Annotated in this window: 25 protein-coding genes; 15 read left to right on the top strand and 10 right to left on the bottom strand. The window is 71.4% G+C overall.

Features of this window, described 5'->3' with window-relative positions; all coding sequences use genetic code 11:
* Positions 1 to 31 precede the first annotated feature (31 nt).
* The gene (locus NI25_RS25390; protein WP_061444654.1) at positions 32 to 274 is read left to right on the top strand and encodes a heavy-metal-associated domain-containing protein; all 243 of its coding nucleotides are present in this window, start codon (positions 32 to 34) and stop codon (positions 272 to 274) included.
* Between the two features lie 36 nt (positions 275 to 310).
* Positions 311 to 2,614, top strand: a complete 2,304-nt coding sequence (locus NI25_RS25385; RefSeq protein ID WP_061444653.1) for a heavy metal translocating P-type ATPase — start codon at positions 311 to 313, stop codon at positions 2,612 to 2,614.
* Between the two features lie 640 nt (positions 2,615 to 3,254).
* On the opposite strand, the gene NI25_RS25380 is transcribed toward NI25_RS25385, so the two are convergent.
* A complete protein-coding gene (locus NI25_RS25380; protein WP_061444652.1) occupies positions 3,255 to 4,544 on the bottom strand; it encodes a citrate synthase in 1,290 nt (429 codons plus the stop codon).
* A 237-nt stretch (positions 4,545 to 4,781) separates the two neighbouring features.
* A complete protein-coding gene (locus NI25_RS25375) occupies positions 4,782 to 7,043 on the bottom strand; it encodes an ATP-dependent RecD-like DNA helicase (RefSeq protein WP_061444651.1) in 2,262 nt (753 codons plus the stop codon).
* Between the two features lie 57 nt (positions 7,044 to 7,100).
* Here NI25_RS25375 and NI25_RS25370 point away from each other — a divergent pair, with 57 nt between their 5' ends.
* On the top strand, positions 7,101 to 7,598 hold the full coding sequence (locus tag NI25_RS25370; protein ID WP_233520775.1) for a hypothetical protein: 498 nt from the start codon (positions 7,101 to 7,103) through the stop codon (positions 7,596 to 7,598).
* A gap of 11 nt (positions 7,599 to 7,609) precedes the next feature.
* On the opposite strand, the gene NI25_RS25365 is transcribed toward NI25_RS25370, so the two are convergent.
* Both NI25_RS25365 and NI25_RS25360 read right to left on the bottom strand, forming a co-directional pair.
* Positions 7,610 to 7,807, bottom strand: coding sequence for a DUF397 domain-containing protein (locus NI25_RS25365; protein WP_061444650.1), 198 nt, complete (start codon positions 7,805 to 7,807; stop codon positions 7,610 to 7,612).
* Between the two features lie 5 nt (positions 7,808 to 7,812).
* Entirely contained in the window at positions 7,813 to 8,649 is an 837-nt protein-coding gene (locus NI25_RS25360; protein WP_061444649.1) for a helix-turn-helix domain-containing protein, read from the bottom strand.
* A 218-nt stretch (positions 8,650 to 8,867) separates the two neighbouring features.
* On the opposite strand from NI25_RS25360, the gene NI25_RS25355 reads away from it, so the two are divergent.
* The 3 genes from NI25_RS25355 (at position 8,868) to NI25_RS39270 (ending at position 10,495) form a co-directional block, all read left to right on the top strand.
* The gene (locus tag NI25_RS25355) at positions 8,868 to 9,278 is read left to right on the top strand and encodes an ATP-binding protein (protein WP_061444648.1); all 411 of its coding nucleotides are present in this window, start codon (positions 8,868 to 8,870) and stop codon (positions 9,276 to 9,278) included.
* Between the two features lie 45 nt (positions 9,279 to 9,323).
* Positions 9,324 to 10,070 carry a phosphotransferase family protein gene (locus NI25_RS25350; protein WP_061444647.1) on the top strand — a complete coding sequence of 249 codons (747 nt, stop codon included), beginning with the start codon at positions 9,324 to 9,326 and terminating at the stop codon, positions 10,068 to 10,070.
* 215 nt (positions 10,071 to 10,285) lie between these two features.
* Positions 10,286 to 10,495: a hypothetical protein gene (locus NI25_RS39270; RefSeq protein ID WP_148315155.1), complete on the top strand. Its 210-nt coding sequence runs from the start codon at positions 10,286 to 10,288 to the stop codon at positions 10,493 to 10,495.
* 81 nt (positions 10,496 to 10,576) lie between these two features.
* Here NI25_RS39270 and NI25_RS25345 read toward each other — a convergent pair whose 3' ends face one another.
* Positions 10,577 to 11,194, bottom strand: coding sequence for a TOPRIM nucleotidyl transferase/hydrolase domain-containing protein (locus NI25_RS25345; RefSeq protein ID WP_061444646.1), 618 nt, complete (start codon positions 11,192 to 11,194; stop codon positions 10,577 to 10,579).
* Positions 11,195 to 11,322: 128 nt separating this feature from the next.
* On the opposite strand from NI25_RS25345, the gene NI25_RS25340 reads away from it, so the two are divergent.
* Positions 11,323 to 12,117 carry an ArsR/SmtB family transcription factor gene (locus NI25_RS25340; protein ID WP_061444645.1) on the top strand — a complete coding sequence of 265 codons (795 nt, stop codon included), beginning with the start codon at positions 11,323 to 11,325 and terminating at the stop codon, positions 12,115 to 12,117.
* A 30-nt stretch (positions 12,118 to 12,147) separates the two neighbouring features.
* Here NI25_RS25340 and NI25_RS25335 read toward each other — a convergent pair whose 3' ends face one another.
* Complete coding sequence (locus NI25_RS25335) at positions 12,148 to 13,125, bottom strand: RNA polymerase sigma-70 factor (protein ID WP_061444644.1); 978 nt, start codon at positions 13,123 to 13,125, stop codon at positions 12,148 to 12,150.
* A 133-nt stretch (positions 13,126 to 13,258) separates the two neighbouring features.
* Here NI25_RS25335 and NI25_RS25330 point away from each other — a divergent pair, with 133 nt between their 5' ends.
* On the top strand, positions 13,259 to 13,747 hold the full coding sequence (locus tag NI25_RS25330; RefSeq protein WP_061444643.1) for a carboxymuconolactone decarboxylase family protein: 489 nt from the start codon (positions 13,259 to 13,261) through the stop codon (positions 13,745 to 13,747).
* 119 nt (positions 13,748 to 13,866) lie between these two features.
* On the opposite strand, the gene NI25_RS25325 is transcribed toward NI25_RS25330, so the two are convergent.
* Genes NI25_RS25325 through NI25_RS25315 form a run of 3 tightly spaced genes read right to left on the bottom strand, consistent with a single transcriptional unit; the run spans position 13,867 to position 15,932 of the window.
* Entirely contained in the window at positions 13,867 to 14,475 is a 609-nt protein-coding gene (locus tag NI25_RS25325; RefSeq protein WP_061444642.1) for a sugar O-acetyltransferase, read from the bottom strand.
* On the bottom strand, positions 14,472 to 15,245 hold the full coding sequence (locus tag NI25_RS25320; RefSeq protein WP_061444641.1) for an AraC family transcriptional regulator: 774 nt from the start codon (positions 15,243 to 15,245) through the stop codon (positions 14,472 to 14,474). The genes NI25_RS25325 and NI25_RS25320 overlap by 4 nt, the downstream gene beginning before the upstream one ends.
* An 18-nt stretch (positions 15,246 to 15,263) precedes the next feature.
* Entirely contained in the window at positions 15,264 to 15,932 is a 669-nt protein-coding gene (locus tag NI25_RS25315) for an O-methyltransferase (RefSeq protein ID WP_061444640.1), read from the bottom strand.
* A 138-nt stretch (positions 15,933 to 16,070) separates the two neighbouring features.
* On the opposite strand from NI25_RS25315, the gene NI25_RS25310 reads away from it, so the two are divergent.
* Positions 16,071 to 16,949 carry a winged helix-turn-helix transcriptional regulator gene (locus tag NI25_RS25310; protein ID WP_061444639.1) on the top strand — a complete coding sequence of 293 codons (879 nt, stop codon included), beginning with the start codon at positions 16,071 to 16,073 and terminating at the stop codon, positions 16,947 to 16,949.
* A 31-nt stretch (positions 16,950 to 16,980) separates the two neighbouring features.
* Complete coding sequence (locus tag NI25_RS40530) at positions 16,981 to 17,103, top strand: hypothetical protein (RefSeq protein WP_267886344.1); 123 nt, start codon at positions 16,981 to 16,983, stop codon at positions 17,101 to 17,103.
* A 33-nt stretch (positions 17,104 to 17,136) separates the two neighbouring features.
* Here NI25_RS40530 and NI25_RS25305 read toward each other — a convergent pair whose 3' ends face one another.
* Complete coding sequence (locus NI25_RS25305; protein ID WP_061444638.1) at positions 17,137 to 17,886, bottom strand: HAD hydrolase family protein; 750 nt, start codon at positions 17,884 to 17,886, stop codon at positions 17,137 to 17,139.
* A 101-nt stretch (positions 17,887 to 17,987) separates the two neighbouring features.
* On the opposite strand from NI25_RS25305, the gene NI25_RS25300 reads away from it, so the two are divergent.
* From NI25_RS25300 to NI25_RS25280, 5 genes are all read left to right on the top strand, one after another.
* Positions 17,988 to 18,746 carry a phosphotransferase gene (locus tag NI25_RS25300; RefSeq protein ID WP_061444637.1) on the top strand — a complete coding sequence of 253 codons (759 nt, stop codon included), beginning with the start codon at positions 17,988 to 17,990 and terminating at the stop codon, positions 18,744 to 18,746.
* 255 nt (positions 18,747 to 19,001) lie between these two features.
* The gene (locus NI25_RS25295) at positions 19,002 to 19,757 is read left to right on the top strand and encodes a metallophosphoesterase family protein (protein WP_061444636.1); all 756 of its coding nucleotides are present in this window, start codon (positions 19,002 to 19,004) and stop codon (positions 19,755 to 19,757) included.
* A 77-nt stretch (positions 19,758 to 19,834) separates the two neighbouring features.
* Positions 19,835 to 20,398, top strand: a complete 564-nt coding sequence (locus tag NI25_RS40795; protein ID WP_061444635.1) for a sigma factor — start codon at positions 19,835 to 19,837, stop codon at positions 20,396 to 20,398.
* Positions 20,395 to 21,231: an MOSC domain-containing protein gene (locus NI25_RS25285; RefSeq protein ID WP_061444634.1), complete on the top strand. Its 837-nt coding sequence runs from the start codon at positions 20,395 to 20,397 to the stop codon at positions 21,229 to 21,231. Before NI25_RS40795 ends, NI25_RS25285 begins: the two co-directional genes overlap by 4 nt.
* Before the next feature lie 57 nt (positions 21,232 to 21,288).
* Positions 21,289 to 21,972 (top strand): maleylpyruvate isomerase N-terminal domain-containing protein, encoded by a 684-nt coding sequence (locus tag NI25_RS25280; protein WP_107071840.1) that lies wholly within the window; start codon positions 21,289 to 21,291, stop codon positions 21,970 to 21,972.
* The last annotated feature ends 13 nt before the right edge of the window (positions 21,973 to 21,985 follow it).

The raw sequence follows: 21,985 nt of genomic DNA, 5'->3' as shown, positions 1-21,985 counted from the left end.
CGCGCACGCCCCCTCCACGAGGAGTAACGACATGACCGCCCAGACCGACACCGCCCAGGGCTCCGTCACCACCGTCTACAAGGTGAGCGGAATGAGCTGCGGCCACTGCGAGGGCGCCGTCTCCGGCGAGATCTCCGAGATCGCGGGCGTCCGCTCCGTGCAGGCCGTCGCCTCCACCGGCGAGGTCACCGTCGTCTCCGAGGCGCCCCTCGACGACGCGGCCGTGCGCGCCGCCGTGGACGAGGCCGGCTTCGAGCTCGTCGGCCGGGTCTGATCCGGCCGCACCCACCCCCGTCCTGGAGTCCGGACCATGACCAGCACCACCGCGGACACCCGCACCGCCCCGACGGCGACCGGCCCCGCCCCCGGAACCGACTCCGGTCCCGGCCTCGCGGAGGTCGAGCTGCTGATCGGCGGGATGACCTGCGCCTCCTGCGCGGCCCGCGTCGAGAAGAAGCTCAACCGCATGGACGGCGTCACCGCCACGGTGAACTACGCCACGGAGAAGGCCCGGGTCAGCTACCCGGCGACCACCGAGGTCGCCGACCTGATCGCCACCGTGGTGAAGACCGGGTACACGGCCGAGGAGCCGGCGCCGCCCCCGGAGCCGTCCGCCGCCGAGGCGGGCGCCGGGGAGGGGAGCGCCGGGGACGGCGACGACGACCCGGAGCTGTCGGCGCTGCGCCAGCGCCTGCTGGTCTCCGTCCTCCTCGCCGCGCCCGTGGTGCTGCTGGCGATGGTCCCGGCGCTCCAGTTCGACAACTGGCAGTGGCTCTCGCTCACCCTGGCCGCGCCCGTCGTGGTCTGGGGCGGGCTGCCCTTCCACCGTGCCACCTGGACCAATCTCCGGCACGGCGCGGCCACCATGGACACGCTGGTCTCGCTCGGCACTCTGGCGGCGTTCGGCTGGTCGCTGTGGGCGCTGTTCTTCGGGGACGCGGGCATGCCGGGCATGCGGCACGGCTTCGACCTCACCGTCTCCCGCGCCGACGGCGCCTCCGCGATCTACCTGGAGGCCGCCGCGGGAGTCACCGCCTTCCTCCTCCTCGGCCGCTGGCTGGAGGCCCGCTCCAAGCGCCGCGCCGGCGCCGCGCTGCGGGCCCTGATGGAGCTGGGCGCCAAGGACGTCGCGGTACTGCGCGAGGGCCGCGAGGTGCGGATACCGGTCTCCCGGCTGGCCGTGGGCGACCGGTTCGTCGTACGGCCCGGCGAGAAGATCGCCACCGACGGCACGGTGACCGAGGGCGCCTCGGCGGTGGACGCCTCCCTGCTGACCGGCGAGTCCGTGCCGGTGGACGTGACCGTGGGCGACGCCGTCACCGGCGCCACGGTGAACGCCGGGGGCCGGCTGGTCGTCGAGGCGACCCGGGTCGGCGCCGACACCCGGCTGGCGCGGATGGCGAAGCTGGTGGAGGACGCGCAGAGCGGCAAGGCCGAGGTGCAGCGCCTCGCCGACCGGATCTCGGGGGTCTTCGTCCCGGTCGTCCTGCTGATCGCGGTCGCCACCTTCGGCGGCTGGCTGGGGACCACCGGTGACACGGTGGCCGCGTTCACCGCGGCCGTCGCCGTACTGATCATCGCCTGTCCCTGCGCGCTGGGGCTGGCCACGCCGACCGCGCTGCTGGTCGGCACGGGCCGGGGCGCCCAGCTCGGGATCCTCATCAAGGGCCCGGAGGTGCTGGAGTCCACGCGCCGCGTCGACACCGTCGTCCTGGACAAGACCGGCACCGTCACCACCGGCCGCATGACCCTGCACGAGGTGTACGCCGCCGACGGCACCGACGAGGAGGAACTGCTGCGGCTCGCCGGGGCCGTGGAGCACGCCTCCGAGCACCCCGTGGCCCGTGCCGTCGCGGCCGGTGCCGAGGAGCGGCTCGGCACGCTGCCCGGGGCCGAGGGCTTCGAGAACTTCCCCGGGCGGGGCGTACGGGCCCGCGTGGCGGGCCGTGAGGTGGCCGTGGGGCGCCTGTACGACGCCCTCCCGCCCGAGGTGTCCCGCGCCGTGGACGAGGCCGAGCGGCGGGGCCGTACGGCCGTCGTCGTCGGCTGGGACGGCGAGGCTCGCGGGGTCGTCGCGGTGGCGGACGCGGTCAGGGAGACCAGCGCCGAGGCGGTGGCCGGGCTGCGCCGGCTGGGTCTGACGCCCGTCCTGCTGACCGGCGACAACCGACGGGTGGCCGAGTCGGTCGCGGCGGCCGTCGGCATCGACGAGGTGATCGCCGAGGTGCTGCCCGAGGAGAAGGTCGCGGTGGTGGAGCGGCTGCGGTCCGAGGGCCGTACGGTCGCCATGGTCGGCGACGGCGTCAACGACGCGGCCGCGCTCGCCGTCGCCGATCTGGGTCTGGCGATGGGCACGGGGACGGACGCGGCGATCGAGGCGGGCGACCTGACGCTGGTGCGCGGGGACCTCAGGGTGGCGGCGGACGCGATCCGGCTGTCCCGGCGCACCCTGTCCACCATCAAGGGCAACCTCGTGTGGGCCTTCGGCTACAACGTGGCCGCGCTGCCGCTGGCCGCCGCCGGGCTGCTGAACCCGGTGATCGCGGGCGCGGCGATGGCCTTCTCGTCGGTCTTCGTGGTCACCAACAGCCTCCGCCTGCGCACCTTTCACTGACCCTCGCACCGGTCCGCATTTCACGCAGGTCGTGGGGCTGAGCCTCTGGAGTCCGGCACCCACCTCACATAAGCTCTTCACAAGGCTCGCGCATCTTCCTTACGCTTGAGCCCCGCACGACGTACGGGGCTCTTGCGCACGTAAAGGACATATGCAAGAGACGCAGATCACAGTGATGCGAACGTAACCATCGAAGGGGTTCGAAGGTCTAAGTTGGCGATGTCAGGCAGCGTCTTGGGGGGCGCGACCTGGCATCTGGGGATGTCTTGGGGGACTTTCCCAGAGCTGCGTTGCCGGGACACGTACACCGGGAAGCTTTGAGCGGCCCTCCCGGGCGTGCGTTGTCCCGGCAGACCGCACGACGAGCACGACACGAAGAGCACGAAGCGAAGAGCACGACACAGCGATTCAGGCGCTGTCCTCACAGACGCCCGGCCGGATCCCGTGGGGGGAATCCGCACCGGGACATGGGAAGGCGCCCTGGTTCGTCGGCCCGTGGGGGGACCGGCGCCAGGGCGCCTTCTGCTGTCCCGCACCCCTTTTCAGGGGTTCGGGCACGGAAAAGTCCCGTACCACTCGGGGCGGTACGGGACTCACCGGATGCGCGGTGCCCGGGTGCGCTGCGGGGGTGCCGTACGGCTCAGCGCGCCTCGACGGGGACGAAGTCGCGCTCGACGACGCCCGTGTAGATCTGGCGCGGGCGGCCGATGCGGGAACCCGGCTCCTTGATCATCTCGTGCCACTGGGCGATCCAGCCCGGCAGCCGGCCGAGGGCGAACAGGACCGTGAACATCTCGGTCGGGAAGCCCATGGCCCGGTAGATGAGGCCGGTGTAGAAGTCGACGTTCGGGTAGAGGCTGCGCGAGACGAAGTAGTCGTCGGAGAGCGCGTGCTCCTCCAGCTTGAGCGCGATGTCCAGCAGCTCGTCGGACTTGCCGAGGGCGGAGAGAACGTCGTGCGCGGCGGCCTTGATGATCTTGGCGCGCGGGTCGAAGTTCTTGTAGACCCGGTGGCCGAAGCCCATCAGGCGGACGCCGTCCTCCTTGTTCTTCACCTTGCGGATGAAGGAGTCGACGTCGCCGCCCGCGTCGCGGATGCCCTCGAGCATCTCCAGCACCGACTGGTTGGCGCCGCCGTGCAGCGGGCCCCACAGGGCGTTGATGCCGGCGGAGATCGAGGCGAACATGTTCGCCTGCGAGGAGCCGACCAGGCGGACGGTGGAGGTCGAGCAGTTCTGCTCGTGGTCCGCGTGCAGGATCAGCAGCTTGTCGAGGGCCGCGACGACCGTCGGGTCCAGCTCGTACTCCTGCGCCGGGACCGAGAAGGTCATGCGCAGGAAGTTCTCGACGTAGCCGAGGTCGTTGCGCGGGTAGACGAACGGGTGGCCGATCGACTTCTTGTACGCGTAGGCCGCGATCGTCGGAAGCTTCGCGAGCAGCCGGATCGTCGAGAGGTTGCGCTGACGCTCGTCGAACGGGTTGTGGCTGTCCTGGTAGAACGTCGACAGCGCGGAGACCACCGACGACAGCATGGCCATCGGGTGGGCGTCGCGCGGGAAGCCCTTGTAGAAGTTCTTGACGTCCTCGTGCAGCAGGGTGTGCTGCGTGATCTCGTCCTTGAACGCGGACAGCTCGTCGACGGTCGGCAGCTCACCGTTGATCAGCAGGTAGGCGACCTCGACGAAGGAGGAGCGCTCGGCCAGCTGCTCGATCGGGTAGCCGCGGTACCGCAGGATGCCGGCTTCGCCGTCCAGATAGGTAATGGCGGATTTGTAGGCGGCGGTGTTGCCGTAACCGCTGTCCAGCGTCACCAGCCCGGTCTGGGCGCGGAGCTTCCCGATGTCGAAGCCCTTGTCGCCGACGGTGCTGTCGATCACCGGGTAGGTGTACTCGCCGTCGCCGTACCGCAGTACTACAGAGTTGTCGCTCACGTCTTCCCTCACCGACGTAGTGCCTCATCTTCGAGGTGCCCTGACTGTCTCTACCATCCCCCACTTGGCTCAGGAGAGTGCACTCGGGGTCGCCCATCGGGCCTATTGACGGCACTCAGTGCCGTCAACTTGCTCATCCTGCCCCCTGCGGGGCCCATCCGGAAGTGCTGTGTGACCTTTCCGACTCGTTTGATCGATCATTTTTTTCACACGGGCCGGGAGGTTTACGGGAAGGCTTCAGGGCCGGGGGCCCGCCAGCCGGAAGTCGAGCGCCGTACAGCGCCGTCCGGCCGACACCGTCCGCACCGCCTGTCCGATCGCCTTGCGCGACCCGACGAGCACGACCAGCTTCTTCGCCCGGGTGACCGCCGTGTACAGCAGGTTCCGCTGGAGCATCATCCAGGCGCCGGTCGTCACGGGGATGACCACCGCCGGGTACTCGCTCCCCTGGGACCGGTGGATGGTCACCGCGTAGGCGTGCGCCAGTTCATCGAGTTCGTCGAAGTCGTACGGCACCTCCTCGTCCTCGTCCGTCAGCACGGTGAGGCGCTGGTCCACCGGGTCGAGCGAGGTGACGACGCCGACGGTGCCGTTGAAGACGCCGTTCTCGCCCTTCTCGTAATTGTTGCGGATCTGGGTAACCTTGTCGCCGACCCGGAACACCCGGCCGCCGAACCGCTTCTCCGGCACGTCCGGACGCCCCGGGGTGACGGCCTGCTGGAGCAGCCCGTTCAGCGTCCCGGCCCCGGCGGGTCCCCGGTGCATGGGCGCCAGCACCTGCACGTCCCGGCGCGGGTCGAGCCCGAACTTCGCGGGGATGCGCCGCGCGGCGACGTCCACGGTGAGCCGCCCCGCCTCCTCGGTGTCGTCCTCGACGAAGAGGAAGAAGTCCTTCATCCCGTCGGTGACGGGGTGCTGCCCGGCGTTGATCCGGTGGGCGTTGGTGACGACCCCGGACTGCTGCGCCTGCCGGAAGACGCGGGTGAGACGGACGGCGGGCACGGGACTGCCGGGCGCGAGCAGGTCCCGGAGCACTTCCCCGGCCCCCACGCTGGGCAACTGGTCGACGTCCCCGACGAGCAGCAGATGGGCCCCGGGCGGCACGGCCTTCACGAGCTTGTTGGCGAGGAGCAGGTCCAGCATCGACGCCTCGTCCACCACGACCAGGTCGGCGTCGAGCGGCCGTTCCCGGTCGTAGGCCGCGTCGCCGCCGGGCTTCAGCTCCAGCAGCCGGTGCACGGTGGACGCGTCGGCGCCGGTCAGCTCGGAGAGCCGCTTGGCGGCCCGCCCGGTGGGTGCGGCGAGCACGACCTTCGCCTTCTTGGCCCGCGCCAGCTCCACGATGGACCGCACGGTGAAGGACTTGCCGCATCCCGGCCCGCCGGTGAGGACGGCGACCCTCTCGCTGAGCGCGAGCTTGACGGCCGCCTCCTGCTCCGGCGCGAGGTCGGCGCCCGTGCGCCCCCTCAGCCACCCGAGCGCCTTGTCCCAGGCCACGTCCTGGAAGCCGGGCATCCGGTCCTCCTCCGTGTGGAGGAGACGCCGCAACTGCCCGGCCAGGGCCAGCTCGGCCCGGTGGAAGGGCACGAGATAGACGGCGGTGACCGGCTCACCCCCCTCCGGATGCGGCACCTTCTCCCGCACGACCCCGGGATCCTCGTCCGGGTCCTCCGGCTCGGCGGCCAGCTCGCCCAGGCACTCGATGACGAGCCCGGTGTCCACCTGGAGCAGCTTCACCGCGTCGGCGATCAGCTTCTCCTCGGGGAGGTAGCAGTGCCCCTGGTCGGTGGCCTGCGACAGCGCGTACTGCAACCCGGCCTTCACGCGCTCCGGGCTGTCGCGCGGGATGCCGACGGACTGGGCGATCTTGTCGGCCGTGAGGAACCCGATGCCCCAGACGTCGGCGGCGAGCCGGTAGGGCTGGTTCTTGACGACGGAGATCGACGCGTCCCCGTACTTCTTGTAGATCCGCACCGCGATCGACGTGGACACCTCGACGGTCTGGAGGAAGAGCATGACCTCCTTGATCGCCTTCTGCTCCTCCCAGGCGTCGGCGATCTTCTTGGTCCGCTTGGGCCCGAGCCCGGGCACCTCGATGAGCCGCTTGGGCTCCTCCTCGATGATGGTGAGCGTGTCCAGCCCGAAGTGCTGCGTGATCCGGTCGGCGAAGACCGGCCCGATCCCCTTGACCAGCCCGGACCCCAGATAACGCCGGATGCCCTGCACGGTGGCGGGCAGCAGCGTCGTGTAGTTCTCCACGTGGAACTGCTTGCCGTACTGCGGGTGGGACCCCCAGCGCCCCTCCATCCGCAGCGACTCCCCCACCTGCGCGCCGAGCAGCGCGCCGACGACGGTGAGCAGATCGCCGGCGCCTCTGCCGGTGTCGACGCGGGCGACCGTGTAGCCGTTCTCCTCGTTGGCGTACGTGATCCGCTCCAGGACGCCTTCGAGAGTGGCGAGCCGCCGCTCGCCGGGGGCCGCGGGGGGCTGGGTGGGCATGATCCGACGGTACCGGTGGGGTGTGACAGCGGTGCACGGTCCGGCAGGATCGGGGGCATGGGCCTGACCTACGGCTACGACATCCACCTGCGGCCGCGCAACGTCTCGGGGGCGCTGGCCGCCGTGGCCGAGTTGGCGTCCCCGTCCCGGGATGTGCCGCCGCTCGACGTCACGCTGCCCGGGGGCGAGCGGATCACCCTCCCGTTCACGTCCGGCTTCCGCAGCGAGCCCGTCGACTGCTCCTCGATCGACACGTTCGACCTGGACACGTCCCTCATGTTCCCGGTCGACGACGCGGTGCGGGCGTACGCGGAGTCGTATGGACTCCCGCCCGAGGAGAACGGACGGGTCCGGATCGGGTACGTCTACCTGACGGTCCGGTTCCCTTCCCCTCCTCGATCCCCGGTACGCCTCCCTGGAGTTCTGGGCGGCGACGTCGGGCATGAGCCGCCTGTTCGAGCGGTCGGCGAGCATCAGGAAGACGTTCACCGACCTCGCCGCCGCCGTCGGCGCCGAGTGCTGCCAGTTCGACGTGGGCGACGGCAGCCCCGGTGAGGTGTGCTGGGTCAGCGGGGAGGCGGGGTTCCCTCCGGCTCCTCCACCGTCGCGAGGAAGCGCGTGAAGGCGGCGCGGGGGAAGCTGAGGGTGGCTCGGGCGGGGGCCTTGCTGTCACGAACGGCGACGTGGGTAGCCGACGTGGCTATCTCCACGCATTCGTTGCCGTCCCCCGGACCCGAGTGGGAGGACTTGCGCCAGTTGTCCATGGGGCTCAGATCTCCTTCGACAGGCTGTGGATGAAGTCACGCGACTGTTCAGGGTCGAGCGATTCGGACTCCACCTTAAGAAAGCTCGTTCGATAGGTGTTGAGCTGAGCCTCGGAATCGATGAACGCCGATCCGTGCAGTGCGTCGCGCACCACTGTGTCCAGCTTGGGTACAGGGCCGCCCACGTAGGTCATGGTGCTGGAGGCTCCGGAGAAACCGTCCAGGTCGAAGGGGATGACGCGTACGGTGACATGGTCCGCCTCGGAAAGCTCCAGGAGTCGCGCCAGTTGCGCCTTCGAAGTGGCACGGTCGCTGACCCTGATGCGGAGCGCCGCCTCATGGACCACCGCTTCGTAAGGGGTGGTGAACTTCTGCCGGGCCCTGCGGTGCTGAATACGCAACTCCAGCTCCTCGGCGGTCAGTTCGGGCAATCTTGCGGAGAAGACGGCGCGCGAGTAGTCCTCGGTCTGCAGCAGTCCCGGCACGTACAGGATCGCCACGTGGCGGAGGAATCTGGCGTGGTGCTCCAGCTCGGACAGGTCCAGAAATGACGTGGGCAGGAGGCCGCGATACTCCTCCCACCAGCCGTTCGTCCGTTCGGTGGCCATGGCTACGAGGGCGTCGATGAACTTCTCGTCGGTACAGGCGTAGTGGGAGGCCAGGCGGCGAACTCGCTGCTCACTCACACCCGCGAGGGCGGACTCGATGTGGGTGATCTGGGCGGGTGCCACACCGAGCAGCTCCGCCGCCTGGCGGGAGTTGAGTCCCGCCGCTTCTCGGAGCCTGCGCAATTCGGTAGCCAGTCGCACCTGACGTGCCGTTGGTTCGCGCCTCTTTACCATCGACTGGCCCTCCTTACCCGCCCGTTGGCGCAACTCGTTCGGCGTCAGATTACGCGATCGACTTGCCGCGTCTCTAAATTTAGATCTACCGTCGGTGACGCGACGCACACCGTGCGACACCGGGTCACCGGAAGCGCACCGCCCCGTCCTGCCATGACGGCTGCGGCAATGACACCGGGCCCCGCCCTCACCCCACCGCCCTCTGCGAGGAGTCCCGCATGCCCGAAAACGAACCGTGGGAGTACTCCCTCTACGTCCCCAACGACCTGCGCGCCGTCACCATCAGCCGCCGCACCCTCCGTCTGGTCCTCACGATGCACGGCCTGATCCGCCTCGTGGACGTCGCCGAACTGCTCGCCACGGAGCTGGTCTCCAACGCCGTACGGCACACCAAAGGCCCCGCCGCCCTCCGCATCCGCTGGTCGCCGCCGAGCACGCTGCGGATCGGGGCGTGGGACGCGGACCCCGAACCTCCGGAGCCGCCCGCGAAGTTCGAGAGGGTGACCGAGCTGGAGGAGGGGCGGGGGCTGGCGCTGGTGCGGGCCTGCGCCGACGTATGGGGCTGGCACCCGCTGGCCAGACACGGCAACCGGGGGAAGTACGTGTGGTGCGAGCTGTCGGCGGCCTGAGAAATCCGGCGACGCCGGCGATCTACCCCGGAATACTGGCCGCCCATGGATGAGGTCGAAGTCGTCGTCGCCCATTCCGAGCGCGCGACTCTGCGCGTGGGCGACCTGTTCCTGAAGGTGGACGCCGATCAGGCGCGCATCGACGTCGAGGTCGAGGCGATGTCCCTCGCGCCGGTCCCGACCCCGAAGGTCCTGTGGCACAAGCCGCCCGTGCTCGCGATCACCGCGCTGCCGGGGACGACGCTCGGGCGCCTCGGGGGGCCGTCGACCGGGTCGTCGGCGGCGTGGGCCGCGGCGGGCGCCGCCATCCGGAAGCTGCACGACGCGCCGCTTCCGTCGTGGCCGGGCCGGGCCGGGCGGAGCATCGTCGCGCTGGCGGCGGAACTCGACGACGAGTGCGAGTTACTGGTGGCCAACGGCCTCCTGCCCGCGGACCTGGTCACCCGCAACCGCCGGGTCGCCGAGGCCGCGCTCCGGCCGTGGACTCCGGCGTTCACGCACGGCGACCTGCAGATCGCGCACGTCTTCGTCGACGGCGACGAGGTCACGGGCGTCATCGACTGGTCCGAGGCGGGCCAGGGCGATGCCCTGTACGACCTCGCCACTTTCACGCTGGGGCATGAGGAACACCTCGACGACGTCCTCACCGGCTACGGCACCGACATCGACCTCGATGTGATCCACGCGTGGTGGTCGTTGCGGAGTCTGCTGGCAGTCCGCTGGCTGACCGAACACGGCTTCGACCCGTTCGCACCGGGCTGCGAGGTCGACGTGCTGAGATCCCGCATGTAGGGCTGCGCAGATCGACCGCGCTTCACACAGGGCGGTGTGCAGCCGTCGCCGGAGGGGACGGCTTGTCCGAGCGATCAAGTCCGAGGCGGACGTGCAAGGGCGAGCTGGGGTGGCGCCCATACGCTGGGGGGATCGCCCTGTTCGGGTCCGGTTCACGGCCGCGCGGCTCGGGCCACAGGGTGCTGACGGACCTGTGGGAACTTGGGGAGCCTGTGATGCCGGAGCGCTTCAATGTGCAGGTGAACAATCCTCTGTGGGAACGCCTTTCAGCCGAGGACCGGCGGCAAGTCGACGAACTGGTGGCCGCTGGACGCAGTATTCAGGCCATCGCGTTGATGCGCGAGCGCGCTGACCTGCCGCGACCGGATCTCCGTGATTGCGTTGATCTGCTGGAACTGCGCGCCCAGGCCCTGTGCGGTAGGTAGATGCCAGACAGGTCGATCAGGTGTCTCGCCGGTTCGAGGTGTTCTCGCGGAGGGTGAAACGTCAACGCTGACAGCGGGCCCTCACAGCGCCGCGAACAGCCCGGCCAGTGGAGCCGGTGTGCGGGCCGGGTCCAGGGCCTCCACCAGCACCCGGCCGTAGCGGATCTTGCGGCCCGCCTTGGTGCCGAGGAAGCGGCGGAGCTGCTGCTGGGCGGCGCGGCCCTGCTGGGCGGGCTGCTGGAGGAAGGTCTGCAGGCGGCGCGACTCGCCCTCCGCCTCGACGAGTTCGGTCACCGCACTCACGCCCAGCGCGCGGATCAGCTCGTCCTCCAGGTCGGCCGCGCAGACGAAGAGGCTGTGCGGTGGCGCGTCGGCGCGCTTCAGGGCCCGGGCGTAGAAGTCCTGCTCCCGTTCGTCGCACAGGCCCACCAGGCGCAGGCCCAGGCCGGAGGGCCCGAGGAGGTCGGCGAAGCGGCCGACGCTCATCGCGCCGCCCATCGGGAGCACGCAGACGCCCTCCGCCGCCAGGTCCCGGCCGTGCCGTGCGGCCATCGCGTCGACGGCCGCCGCGTCGCTCGGTCCTTCGAGGAGGACGGCGGTGTGGACGAGCAGCCGGTCGGCCAGGTCCTGCGCCGGGCCGCCGGGACCGCCGGCCGCCCACGCGGTGACTGCCTTCCGCAGTGCCCCCATGTCCGTCATGGGGAAAGTCTCCCGCCGTTGTCCGTCGTCGCGGTAGTGGGTTTTGACATGCAGCCCTTCGGCTGCCTATCGTTAAAGGCAGCCAATGAGCTGCATGTCAGAGGGGCGGAGATGGACGAGGGGCGGAGATGGACGAGGTCTTCAAGGCACTGGCCGACGGCAGCCGGCGACGGCTGCTGGACAGTCTGAACACGCGCAACGGGCAGAGCCTGCGCGAGCTGTGCGCCGGGCTCGACATGGCCCGGCAGTCGGTCAGCAAGCACCTGGCGGTGCTGGAGGCGGCCGGCCTGGTCACCACCGTGCGGCGGGGCCGGGAGAAGCTGCACTACCTCAACGCCGAACCGATCAACGCCATCGCCGAACGCTGGATCAGCCGCTACGACCGTGAGCGGGTGCACGCACTCGCCGACCTCAAGCACGCGCTGGAGGACACCGCCATGGACAGCAACGCGTTCGTGTACACGACGTACATCAAGGCCACGCCGGAGAAGGTGTGGCAGGGGCTCACCGACCCGGCCTTCACCCGTCGCTACTGGGGGCTGGAGTTCGGCACCGACTGGGCGGCCGGGTCGCCCGTGGTGTGGCGGGAGCGGGGGGCGGAGACCGCCCACCCCGAGCAGGTCGTCCTCGAGTCCGACCCGCCCCGCCGGCTGTCGTACACCTGGCACACCTTCACGCCGCAATGGGCGGCGGCCAACGGGATCGACGACGAGACCCTGGCCAGGCTCTCCGCCGAGCGGCGCTCGAAGGTCGCCTTCGACATCGAGGACCTCGGCGGCGGCTCGGTGAAGCTGACCGTCGTCCACGACGGGTTCGAGCCCGGCAGCACCGTCCGCGAGATGATCCAGCACGGCTGGCCGGCCCTGCTGTCCAGTCTGAAGACGCTGCTGGAGACCGGCGAGACGCTGCCGGAACCGCGCTGAGCCGGTCAGCCTCGCCGAGCCGGCCGTCGGTCAGCGGCTCAGGGCCGTCGCCTCTTGCATGTGCGACAGCTTCTCCGGGTTGCGCACCGCGTAGAGACCCTTGATGCGCCCGGCCTCCATGTGGACCGCGACCACGGTGTCGAGCTCGCCGTCGAGCCTGATGACCAGGGACGGGTGCCCGTTGACCTGGGCCGGGTCCATGGTCACCGCGACGGGCAGCCTGACCAGTCCGCCGAGCATGAGGCGGGCCACCTTGTCGGCACCCACGATGGGCCGCAGCACCGCCTGCTTGATGCCGCCGCCGTCGCCGAGGAGGACGACGTCCGGGGAGAGGATGTCGAGCAGGCCCTGCAGGTCGCCCGTCTCCACCGCCCGCTGGAACGCCGCGAGCGCCCGGCGGGACTCCGCCGCCGTGACCTCCCCGCGCGGGCGCCGGGCCGCCACGTGCGCGCGGGCGCGGTGCGCGATCTGCCGTACGGCGGCAGGGCTCTTCTCCACCGCCTCGGCGATCTCGTCGTAGCCGAGGTCGAACACCTCGCGCAGGACGAACACCGCCCGTTCGACCGGCGCCAGCGTCTCCAGGACCAGCATCATCGCCATCGACACGCTGTCGGCCAGCTCGACGTCCTCGGCCACGTCGGGCGTGGTGAGCAGCGGCTCGGGCAGCCAGGAGCCGACGTAGGACTCCTTGCGGCGGCCGAGCGTGCGCAGCCGGTTCAGGGACTGGCGGGTGGTGATGCGGACCAGGTACGCGCGCCGGTCGCGCACCGTTTCGAGATCGACGCCCGCCCATTTCAGCCAGGTCTCCTGGAGCACGTCCTCGGCGTCGGCGGCCGAGCCGAGCATCTCGTAGGCGACGGTGAAGAGCAGGTTGCGGTGGGCGACGAAGTCCTCGGTGGCCGCGTCCGCACAGCCGCGGCCGCCGGTCGCGTCGGCCTGTTCGCGTCCGTTGTCCTCGCTGGTCACCAGCTTCTCCCGTTCGTTCGGTTCCGGCGGTGTCACGCGCACAGGACACCGGCCGGCGCGGTTCCGTGACAGCCGTCGAGGGTGGCCTGTGTCACATCGGTGGTCTGTCACGGGGTGGCGGGGCGCCGGTGTCTTGTGTGCGTCACCGAGGCATCGACACAGCGAGGACGAGATCATGGACACTCGATTCAACCTCTTCGAGAACGAGTTCGGCGGTCGGTTCGCGAAGCGGTTCGCGGGCATGGGCATGCTGATGCACGAGTCGGCGCTGCCGAAGGCCACCCAGGAGCTGGTGTCGCTGCGGGCCAGCCAGATCAACGGCTGCGGCCACTGCATCGACATGCACGTCAAGGAGGCCGCGGCCGCCGGGGAGAGCGCGGTCCGGCTGCACCTGGTCGCCGCCTGGCGCGAGTCCACCGTGTTCACCGAGGCCGAGCAGGCGGCGCTGGCCCTCGCCGAGGAGGGCACCCGGCTCGCCGACGCGCACGAGGGCGTGTCCGACGAGACGTGGGCCCTGGTGCGCAAGCACTACGACGACGACCAGGTCGCCGCGCTGATCTTCCTGGTCGCCCTGATCAACGCGGCCAACCGGCTCGCCGTGATCACGCACCAGAAGGGCGGCTCGTACGAGGCGGGGATGTTCGCGACGGCCGTGGCGGACTGACGTCGGGGCGGGCGTCGTCACCGCTGGGGGCGAAGGCCCCGGCGTCCCCGGCATGCCGGGGACGCCGCCCGCGGACAGGATGCGCGGGAGCCGCTTCGCCCAACCGGACGGACAGCTTCTCAGTCGTCGGCGGCGGCGGCTCGGGTGGTCAGGTCCTCGTCCGTGATGGTGCGGGTCACCCGGCACGGTGTGCCGACCGCGACGGACATCGGAGGGATGTCGCGGCTCACGACGCTGCCGGCGCCGATGACCGACCCGTACCCGATGCGGACGCCGGGCAGCACCACCGCGTTGCTGCCGATCCACACCTTGTCCTCGATCACGATCGGCTCGGAGAACCTGCCGAAGTCCACGCGCCGGGACGGGTGAACCGGATGCCCCGTCGTGGTCAGCGTCACGCTGGGGGCGATCATGACCCCGTGGCCGATGCGTATCTCGACGTCGTCGACGAAGGTCAGGTTCACGTTCCCGAAGAAGTCGTCGCCGATGTGGACGTTGCTGCCGAACCCGGCGTGGAACGGCGGCAGGAGCACGGTCCGTTCGCCGACCGAGCCGAAGATCTCGGTCAGCAGCGACCGCCGCTTCTCCGTCTGGCCCGGCGGGGTGTGGTTGTACGCGAAGATCTGCTCCGTCCGCCGCAGAGGGGCCTGGAAGGCCGCTTCCGACTCGGTGTAGACGAGCCCCTTGGCGATCCGGGCCAGGACCCTTTCCTCGTGACCGTCCGTCACAGTGAGACGCTCCTTTCGCTCCGCTGACGATACGTACCGGGCGTGTGACCGAACGCGCGGCGGAAGACGTCGATGAAGGCGCCGGCGGACGACCAGCCGCACTGATGGGCGATCCGGGTCACGGGGGTGTCCTCCGCCAGCAGCACCAGCGCCCGGTGGAGCCGCAGCTGGGTGCGCCACTGGGGGAACGTCATGCCGAGGTCGTCGCTGAACAGCCGGGACAGCGTGCGCCGGCTCGCCCCGACCTCCCGCCCCAGTTCGGCGAGTGTGCGGTTGTCCGACGGGTCGGACCGCAGCAGGTCGCAGAGCGCCCGCAGCAGGGGGTCGTGCGGCGTCGGCAGATGCACGGGCTGGTGGTCCGAGGTCCGCAACTGGTCCAGGAGCACCGCGCGCAGCCGTCTGTGCTCCTGGCTGTCGTCGTTCTCGGTGCGGGTGTACGAGATGATCAGCTCGCGCAGCAGCGGGCTCACCGCGACGACGGCGGGGGCGTCCAGCCCCAGCGGGTTCTCCCACGCGGGCAGCCCCACCAGGTGCAGTTCGAGGTCGCCGTGCGCCTGGTGGTGGTGGACGGTGCCGGCGGGCACCCAGACGGCGCGGTTCGCCGGGGCCACCCAGGTGCCGGCGCCGGTGGTGACGGACAGCACGCCGCGGCCCGCGTAGACGATCTGGTGGTCGTCGTGCCGGTGCGCGCCGACCTTCGCGCCGGACGCCAGCCGCTGGGTGCGGGTGGGTGCCACGGGGGTGTGACGGACGTCGGTTGCCTGCGCCATGCCGCTCCCTCCGGCTCTCTAGCGGGTGACGAGTGCGAGGGTGAAGCCGTCGTAGCCCTTGGAACCGACGGTCTGGATCGTGGTGGCACTCAGCCGCGGGTGCTGGGAGATCAGTTCGGTGAAGCGGCGGACGCCCTGGACGCGGGGGTCGGTGCTGGCCGCGTCGGTCACCGCGCCGTTCCGGACGACGTTGTCGCCGATGATGACGCTGCCCGGCCGGGTGAGCTTCAACGCCCATTCGAGGTACTGGGGGTTGGACGGCTTGTCGGCGTCGATGAACACCAGGTCGAAGAGGTCTCGCCTCTCGTCCGCCAGCCGCGGGAGCACGTCCAGGGCCTTGCCGACGCGCAGGTCCACGATGCCGTCCAGCCCGGCCCGGGAGATGTTGGCGGCGGCGACGGCAGCGCATGTCGCGTCCGCCTCCACAGTGACCAGGCGTCCGTCCGCGGGCAGGGCCCGGGCGAGCCAGATGGTGCTGTAGCCGCCGAGGGTGCCGATCTCCAGAACCGTGCGGGCGCCCCGCAACGTGGCCAGCAGGCTCAGCAGTTTGCCCTGGCCGGGAGAGACCTGGTGCGGGGGCAGACCCGCCGCCTCACTGTCCGCCACGGCCTGCAGCAGCGCGTCGTCCTCATCCACCAGCAGGTCGTCGAAGTAGGCGTCGACGGCTGTCCAGGTCTGCTGCGACATGTGGGTTCCCTTTCGATACGCACTGCATTCCCGAAGGGAACCTACTATGAGGACCGGGCGGCCCGCCAAGGGTTTGCCGCCCGGCACAACCCCCTTCGCTTCGACTTCCGCTACCGCTACCGCTTCCCAGGAGAGACGATGCATCCACGACGCGTGGCCGACGACGCCTGCGGCATCGCGCAGGCCGCGGCGGTGGTGGGCGACTGGTGGAGTCTGCTCGTACTGCGGGAGGTCGCCCGGGGGCACGTGCGGTTCGACCGGCTGGCGACCGAACTGTCCGTCTCCCGCAAGGTCCTCGCGGAACGCCTGCGCACGCTGACCGAGCACGGTGTGCTGGAGCGACGCCTCTACCAGGAGCGTCCGCCCCGTCACGAGTACGTGCTGACCGAGCAGGGCCGCGGACTGCTGCCCACGCTGGTCTCGCTCCAGGACTGGGCCGACCGGTGGCTGCTGGGGGACGGCACGCTCAGCGGCGGGGCTTCCGACGAGGGGGCCGAGGCGCGCCGGGTCGCCTCCTTGGCGGGCGAGCGTGTCCCGGCCGGCCTGCGGCTCCCGGGCCCCGGCGGTCGCGCGTACGATCCCGTGGCCGCCGCGGCCCGGGCGACGGTCCTGTTCACCTACCCCGCGACGGGCGTCCCCGGAGTGCCCGCCGACGTCACCGCACCGGCGGTCCCGGGCAGCGCGGGCTGCACCCTGGAGAACCGCCAGTTCCGTGCCGCCTGGCCGCGGTTCCAGGCGGAGGGCATCGCCGTCCACGGGGTCAGCACCCAGACGCCGCAGGAGCAGGCCGCGTTCGCGCGGGCCGAGGATCTGCCGTTCCCCCTGCTCTCCGACGAGCGCCTCCAGCTCACCGCCGCGCTGCGTCTGCCGACCTTCCGGGCCGGGCAGAGCCTGCGCGTCAAACGCCTCGTCCTCGTCGTCGGACCCGACCGCGTCGTACGGCACGTGCTCTTCCCCGTCGGCGACATCCCCGCCGCGGTGCGGCAGGCGCTCGACCTCGGCAGAGAGCCCGGCTAGAAGTGCGGGCGAACTGGCGTACCACGCCCCCGTGGACCTCGTGGCCGACCAGGTGTTCGCGGTGCTGTGGTACCGGCTGCCGTTCGACAACGGGTCCCTGTCGGACGGGGCCGCGCAGCAGTTGGCCGCCGCCCTGCTCAAGCAGTCGGAGTGACCGCGCGGGAGGCCGCCGACGCGCGCGCTCGTCTCACGCGCCCGGGCGGGCGCCGGTGCGGGCGAGGTCGCGGATGGCCTGGTGGACCGTGTCCGGGGTGAGGTGATGGTCGGCGAAGGCCAGGGCCGGGTGCGTGCCGACGCGGTAACTCACCTTCGCGTGCCGCAGCATGCGCTCGTCGTTGGCGTCGTTGCCGAACGCGAGGTACCCGTGGTCCGTCAGCCCGAGCCTGTCCAGCGCGTGGTACTTGGTGATCCCGCTGGGCGCGATGTCGACGATGCCCTCGTCGGGGTGCACGTTGAGCGACAGCCCCGTCTCCTCCAGCCGCCGCAGGACTTCGGGGTCCGTGGTGAAGACGACGGCCTTGGAATACTGGGCGATCCGCTCTCTGGGAACGTTCGAGGCGAGGCGTCCCGCGTCGAGCTGCCGGAAGATCCCGTGCGCCTCGTCGCCGGTGTAGCAGTAGTCCCAGTCGCCGTCGATCAGCACCTTCAGGCCGTACCGGTCGATGATGTCGTCGAGCACCAGCCGGTCTTCGTGGGCGATGCCCAGGACCCGGAGGTCGCCCCGGTCGCGGGAGAACGCGCCGTTGCCGCCGACGAGTGTCTCGTCGTGGAACTCCGGCGGCAGGACCGGCAGCAGATCCCGGATCGGGCGGGCGGAGGCGAACACGAGACGGTGCTGTGTCCCGAGGTCCCGCAGCGCTTCGGCGATGGCCGCCGGTATCGAACGACCGTCGAAGCAGATCGTCCCGTCCACGTCGAAGACCACGGTCTGGCGCATGGCGAGCAACCTACCCCAGGGGCCGGCCGGTGCACCACGAGAGCCTCCTGCGGTGACACCGCGGCTCCACCACGAGGACCGGACTTCACGGTGAGGAAGACATGAGCACAGGACATCAGGGCGAGGAAGAACTGCACGGGGGAAACGCGTCGGACCGTGTCGTGCGGGTCGGATCGACCGTGCGCAAGCCGTGGTTGCCGACGAGCGACAGCACGGTCTCCTACCTCCGCGCACTGCACCGGCGGGGCGTCGACGTGCCCCTCGGCCACGGGCGCGACGAGCACGGGCGGCTGGTCCTGGACTACGTTCCGGGGTCCCTGGCGATGGACGACGCGCCGCTGGAACCGGACCTCGTCCACCGGGTCGGCGCACTCGTCCGCCGGATCCACGACGCGAGTACCGGCCTGCCGCTCCGGGGCAGGTGGGACGTGCTCATCCCGGCCGAACGGCCCGACCTGCTGTGTCACAACGACCTGGCGACGTGGAACCTCGTCGTCGACGGGGACCGGCTGGTCTTCATCGACTGGGACGGAGCCGGACCGAGCACCCGGCTGTGGGACCTGGCGTACGCGGCCGTCTCCTTCGCCCACCTGTTCCCCGGCGCGGACGTCCACGACTCGGCGACCCGACTCGCCGCCTTCGTGGACGGGTACGACGCGGGCGGCGAGCTGCGGGAGGCCCTTCCGCGCACCATGGTGCGCAGAGCGGCGGCGATGCACGACCTGCTGCGCCGCTCCCACGAGTCGGGCCGTCAGCCGTGGGGGACGATGTACGTCACCGGCCACGGCGACCACTGGGCCGGAACGACGGGGTTCGTCGACGAGCACCTCGACGACTGGCGCCGGGCCCTGACTCGCTGACCCGGGCCCGTACCGCTTCCTTTCCGCCTCCCGGCCGGTCTGTATGCGCCGACCGATCGGCCCGCCGCCGCTCTCCCGGCCGGTGTCGCCGCCGTGTTCGCGGTGGAGCGGGCCCTGTCGGGCCGCTGAGCCCGCCCGGCCGACGCGGTGGGCGTCGTCCTGCCGGGCCTGCGCGGGGCGCGGCGGTTGTGCTGTGCTGCTCCGGTCGGTCGCGTCCGGCCGGTTGCCCGGGAAGGGAAGGGAAGGAAACAGACGATGACGACAACAGTGGCGGTCCTGTCCGACGTCCACGGCATGCTGGGGCCGCTCGACCGGGTGCTCGCGGAGCCCGCGGTGGCTTCGGCGGACCTCGTCCTGGTGACCGGCGACCACGTGTGGGGGCCGGAGCCGACCGAGGTGCTGGACCGGCTGGTGGGCCTCGGCGACCGGGCCCTGCTGGTCCGGGGCAACGCCGACCGCGAGGTGCTGCAGATGTCGCGCGGTGTCGACGTCGGGCTGGACGACGACCCGGTGTCGGTCTGGGGCGCCGGGCAACTGCGGCCCGATCACCAGCGGCTCCTCGACCGCATGCCGGAGCGGGTGACCGTCGAGGTCGACGGCTTCGGTCCCGTCCTGTTCTGCCACGCGACCCCGCGCGACGACCAGGAGGTCGTGCTCGTGGACAGCCGCGTGGAGCGCTGGCAGGAGGTCTTCGCGGACGTTCCGCCGTCCGTCTCCACCGTCGTCTGCGGCCACACCCACATGCCGTTCGTGCGACTGGCCGCCGGACGCACCGTCGTCAACCCCGGCAGCGTGGGCCTGCCGTACGGCGGTACGGGTGCGCACTGGGCGCTGCTCCACGACGGAGCCGTCACCCTGCGCCGCACTCCGCTCGACAAGGAGGAGGTGATCCGGGAGACCGCGCGGCGCTCCGCCCTGCCCGGCGTCGAGCAGTGGCTCGACGACTACGTCAGGAGGGCGGCCGACGACGTGGAGGCGCTCGAGACGTTCGGACCGCGCGACGGCAGGTGACGGCAGACGGCACGTGACCGCAGGCGGCAGGTGACCGCAGGCGGGGAGCGGCGGGCGGTCCGGCGCCCGGGCGAGCGATGCCTGTCGAGCCGTCCGGCGGTCTGTCCCACCATGACGACACACGCCCACGCGCCCCCCAGGGGAACGAACCGCCCGCGACGCCGGTCCCCGGGGACTTCACCGACGCCACCGCCCGCTTCCGGCGCGAGCTGCTGACGTACTGCTACCGCATGCTCGGCTCCCTCGACGAGGCCGAGGACGTCGTCCAGGAGACCTGCCCGCGCGCGTGGCGGCCGTGCCCGGCCTTGGAGCACCGGTCCTCCGTGCGCACCTGGCTGTACCGGATCGCCACGAACGCCTGCCGGACGGCCTGCGCGCAGAAGGCCCGCAGGCCGCTGCCGACCGGGCTTCCCGGGAAGACGTTGGCCGGTTTCCGCAACGCCTTGGCGGAATGCCGGAAGCGCCGAGGCGGCCCGGGGCCGCAGGATGAGCGTCGACCGAGCGACCGTGGACCGGTCCGCACCGCCCCCGACCAACCGAAGGAGACGCCCTCAGTGAGGCGAACGAGCTGGGCCGGCACGGGTGCCCACCCGCCGGCCGGACAGGGTCTGCCCGACACACACGGTGGCCTGACACGGTGACCGCCCTCGCACCACGGATAGCGGAACTCGCCTACTACCCGGTCAAGGGCTGCGCCGCCGTCCGCCCGGCCACGGCGGTGATCACGCCGGCGGGGATCGCGCACGACCGCGCCTTTCTCGTCGTGGACCGCGACGGCGTCTTCCGCACCCAGCGCCGTCATCCGCAACTCGCGCTCATCAGCCCGCAGGTGAGCCCGGACGGTTCCCGGATGACGTTGCGCCACCCGGACCTGCCGGCTCTGTCCTTCGCCGTCGTCCGCGACGGTCCCCGCCGCCCCGTGGAGCTGTTCGGCAACGCCTGCCAGGGCATCGACCAGGGACCCGACGTCGGGCGGTGGCTGTCGCGGGCGGTCGGCGAGGAGGCCGGGCTGGTCCGGGTCCCGCCGGACCACCGGCGGGTGACGGACGGACACACGCCCGGCACCTCCGGCTACGCCGACAGCAGCGCCGTCCACATCCTGTCGCGGGCGACCCTGGCCCTGCTCGACGAGAGGCTGCGGTCGGCCGGGGAACCCGCCGTGCCGATGGAGAGGTTCCGGCCGAACATCGTCGTCGAGGGCTGGGAGCGGCCCCACACGGAGGACCTCCTGCGACGCGTGACGATCGGCGGCTGCGAACTCGGCTACGCGAAACTCGCCCTGCGGTGCGTGGTCACCACCGTGGACCAGCGCTCGGCGCGCAAGGCCGGGCCGGAGCCGCTGCGTACGCTGGCCGGATACCGCCGGACCCGGGGCGGTGTGGCCTTCGGCGCGAAGTTCGCCGTCGTCCGACCGGGCGCGGTGGCGGTCGGTGACCCGGTGGAGGCCGCCGAGTGGGGTGCCTCCGAGCTGTGAGCCGGGCCCGGTCCGGGGCCGTCGCCCCTCCGGCAGGCAAGTGATCGAAGGAGTGGCATGACCGATTCCCCCCGGCCGCGGTACGGCCGCCCCGCGTCCCGCCCCGGCCCGCCCCGCACCCCCGTGACGGCGGACGACCTCGCCCTCGCCGTGCGCCTCGCGGTGGGACTCCTGCGACAGGTGCCCCCGGCCGCGTGGGCGGCCAGGGCCGGTTCGCTCGAGTGGGACCGCTGGGAGACGGTGGAGCACCTCAGCGACGACTTCTTCTCCTACGCCGTGCAACTGGGCCCGTCGGTGCCGCCGTTGGACGGCGAGGTGCCGTTCGTCTGGGAGAGCCGGCGGCCGGGCGGCCCGGCGAACGCCGTCCACGCGGACCGCGCCGCCGGTCCCACCGGTCTGCTGCGGGTCCTGGAAGCGAGCGGTGCCCTGCTGGTCGCCATGGTGCGCACGTCCCCGCCCCGGACCCGGGCCCACCACGTCTTCGGGGTCTCGGACCCGGAGGGCTTCGCCGCCATGGGGATCGTGGAGGCTCTGGTGCACACCCACGACCTGGCGTGCGGACTCGGCCTCGCCTGGGACCCGCCCGCCGGTCTGTGCTCGCGGGTACTCGCCCGGCTGTTCCCCGGCGCGCCCTCGTCCTTGGAACCCTGGCCCACCCTGTTGTGGTCCACCGGACGCGCCGAGCTGCCCGGACATCCTCGCCTCACGTCGTGGCGCTGGGACGGCACGCCCCGGGAGTGACCGTCGCCCCGCT

The organism is Streptomyces sp. CCM_MD2014, assembly GCF_000772045.1.
Taxonomy (GTDB): Bacteria; Actinomycetota; Actinomycetes; order Streptomycetales; family Streptomycetaceae; genus Streptomyces; species Streptomyces salinarius.
Note: the sequence above shows the minus strand (reverse complement) of the source record. Positions and strands in the feature narration are given on the sequence as shown.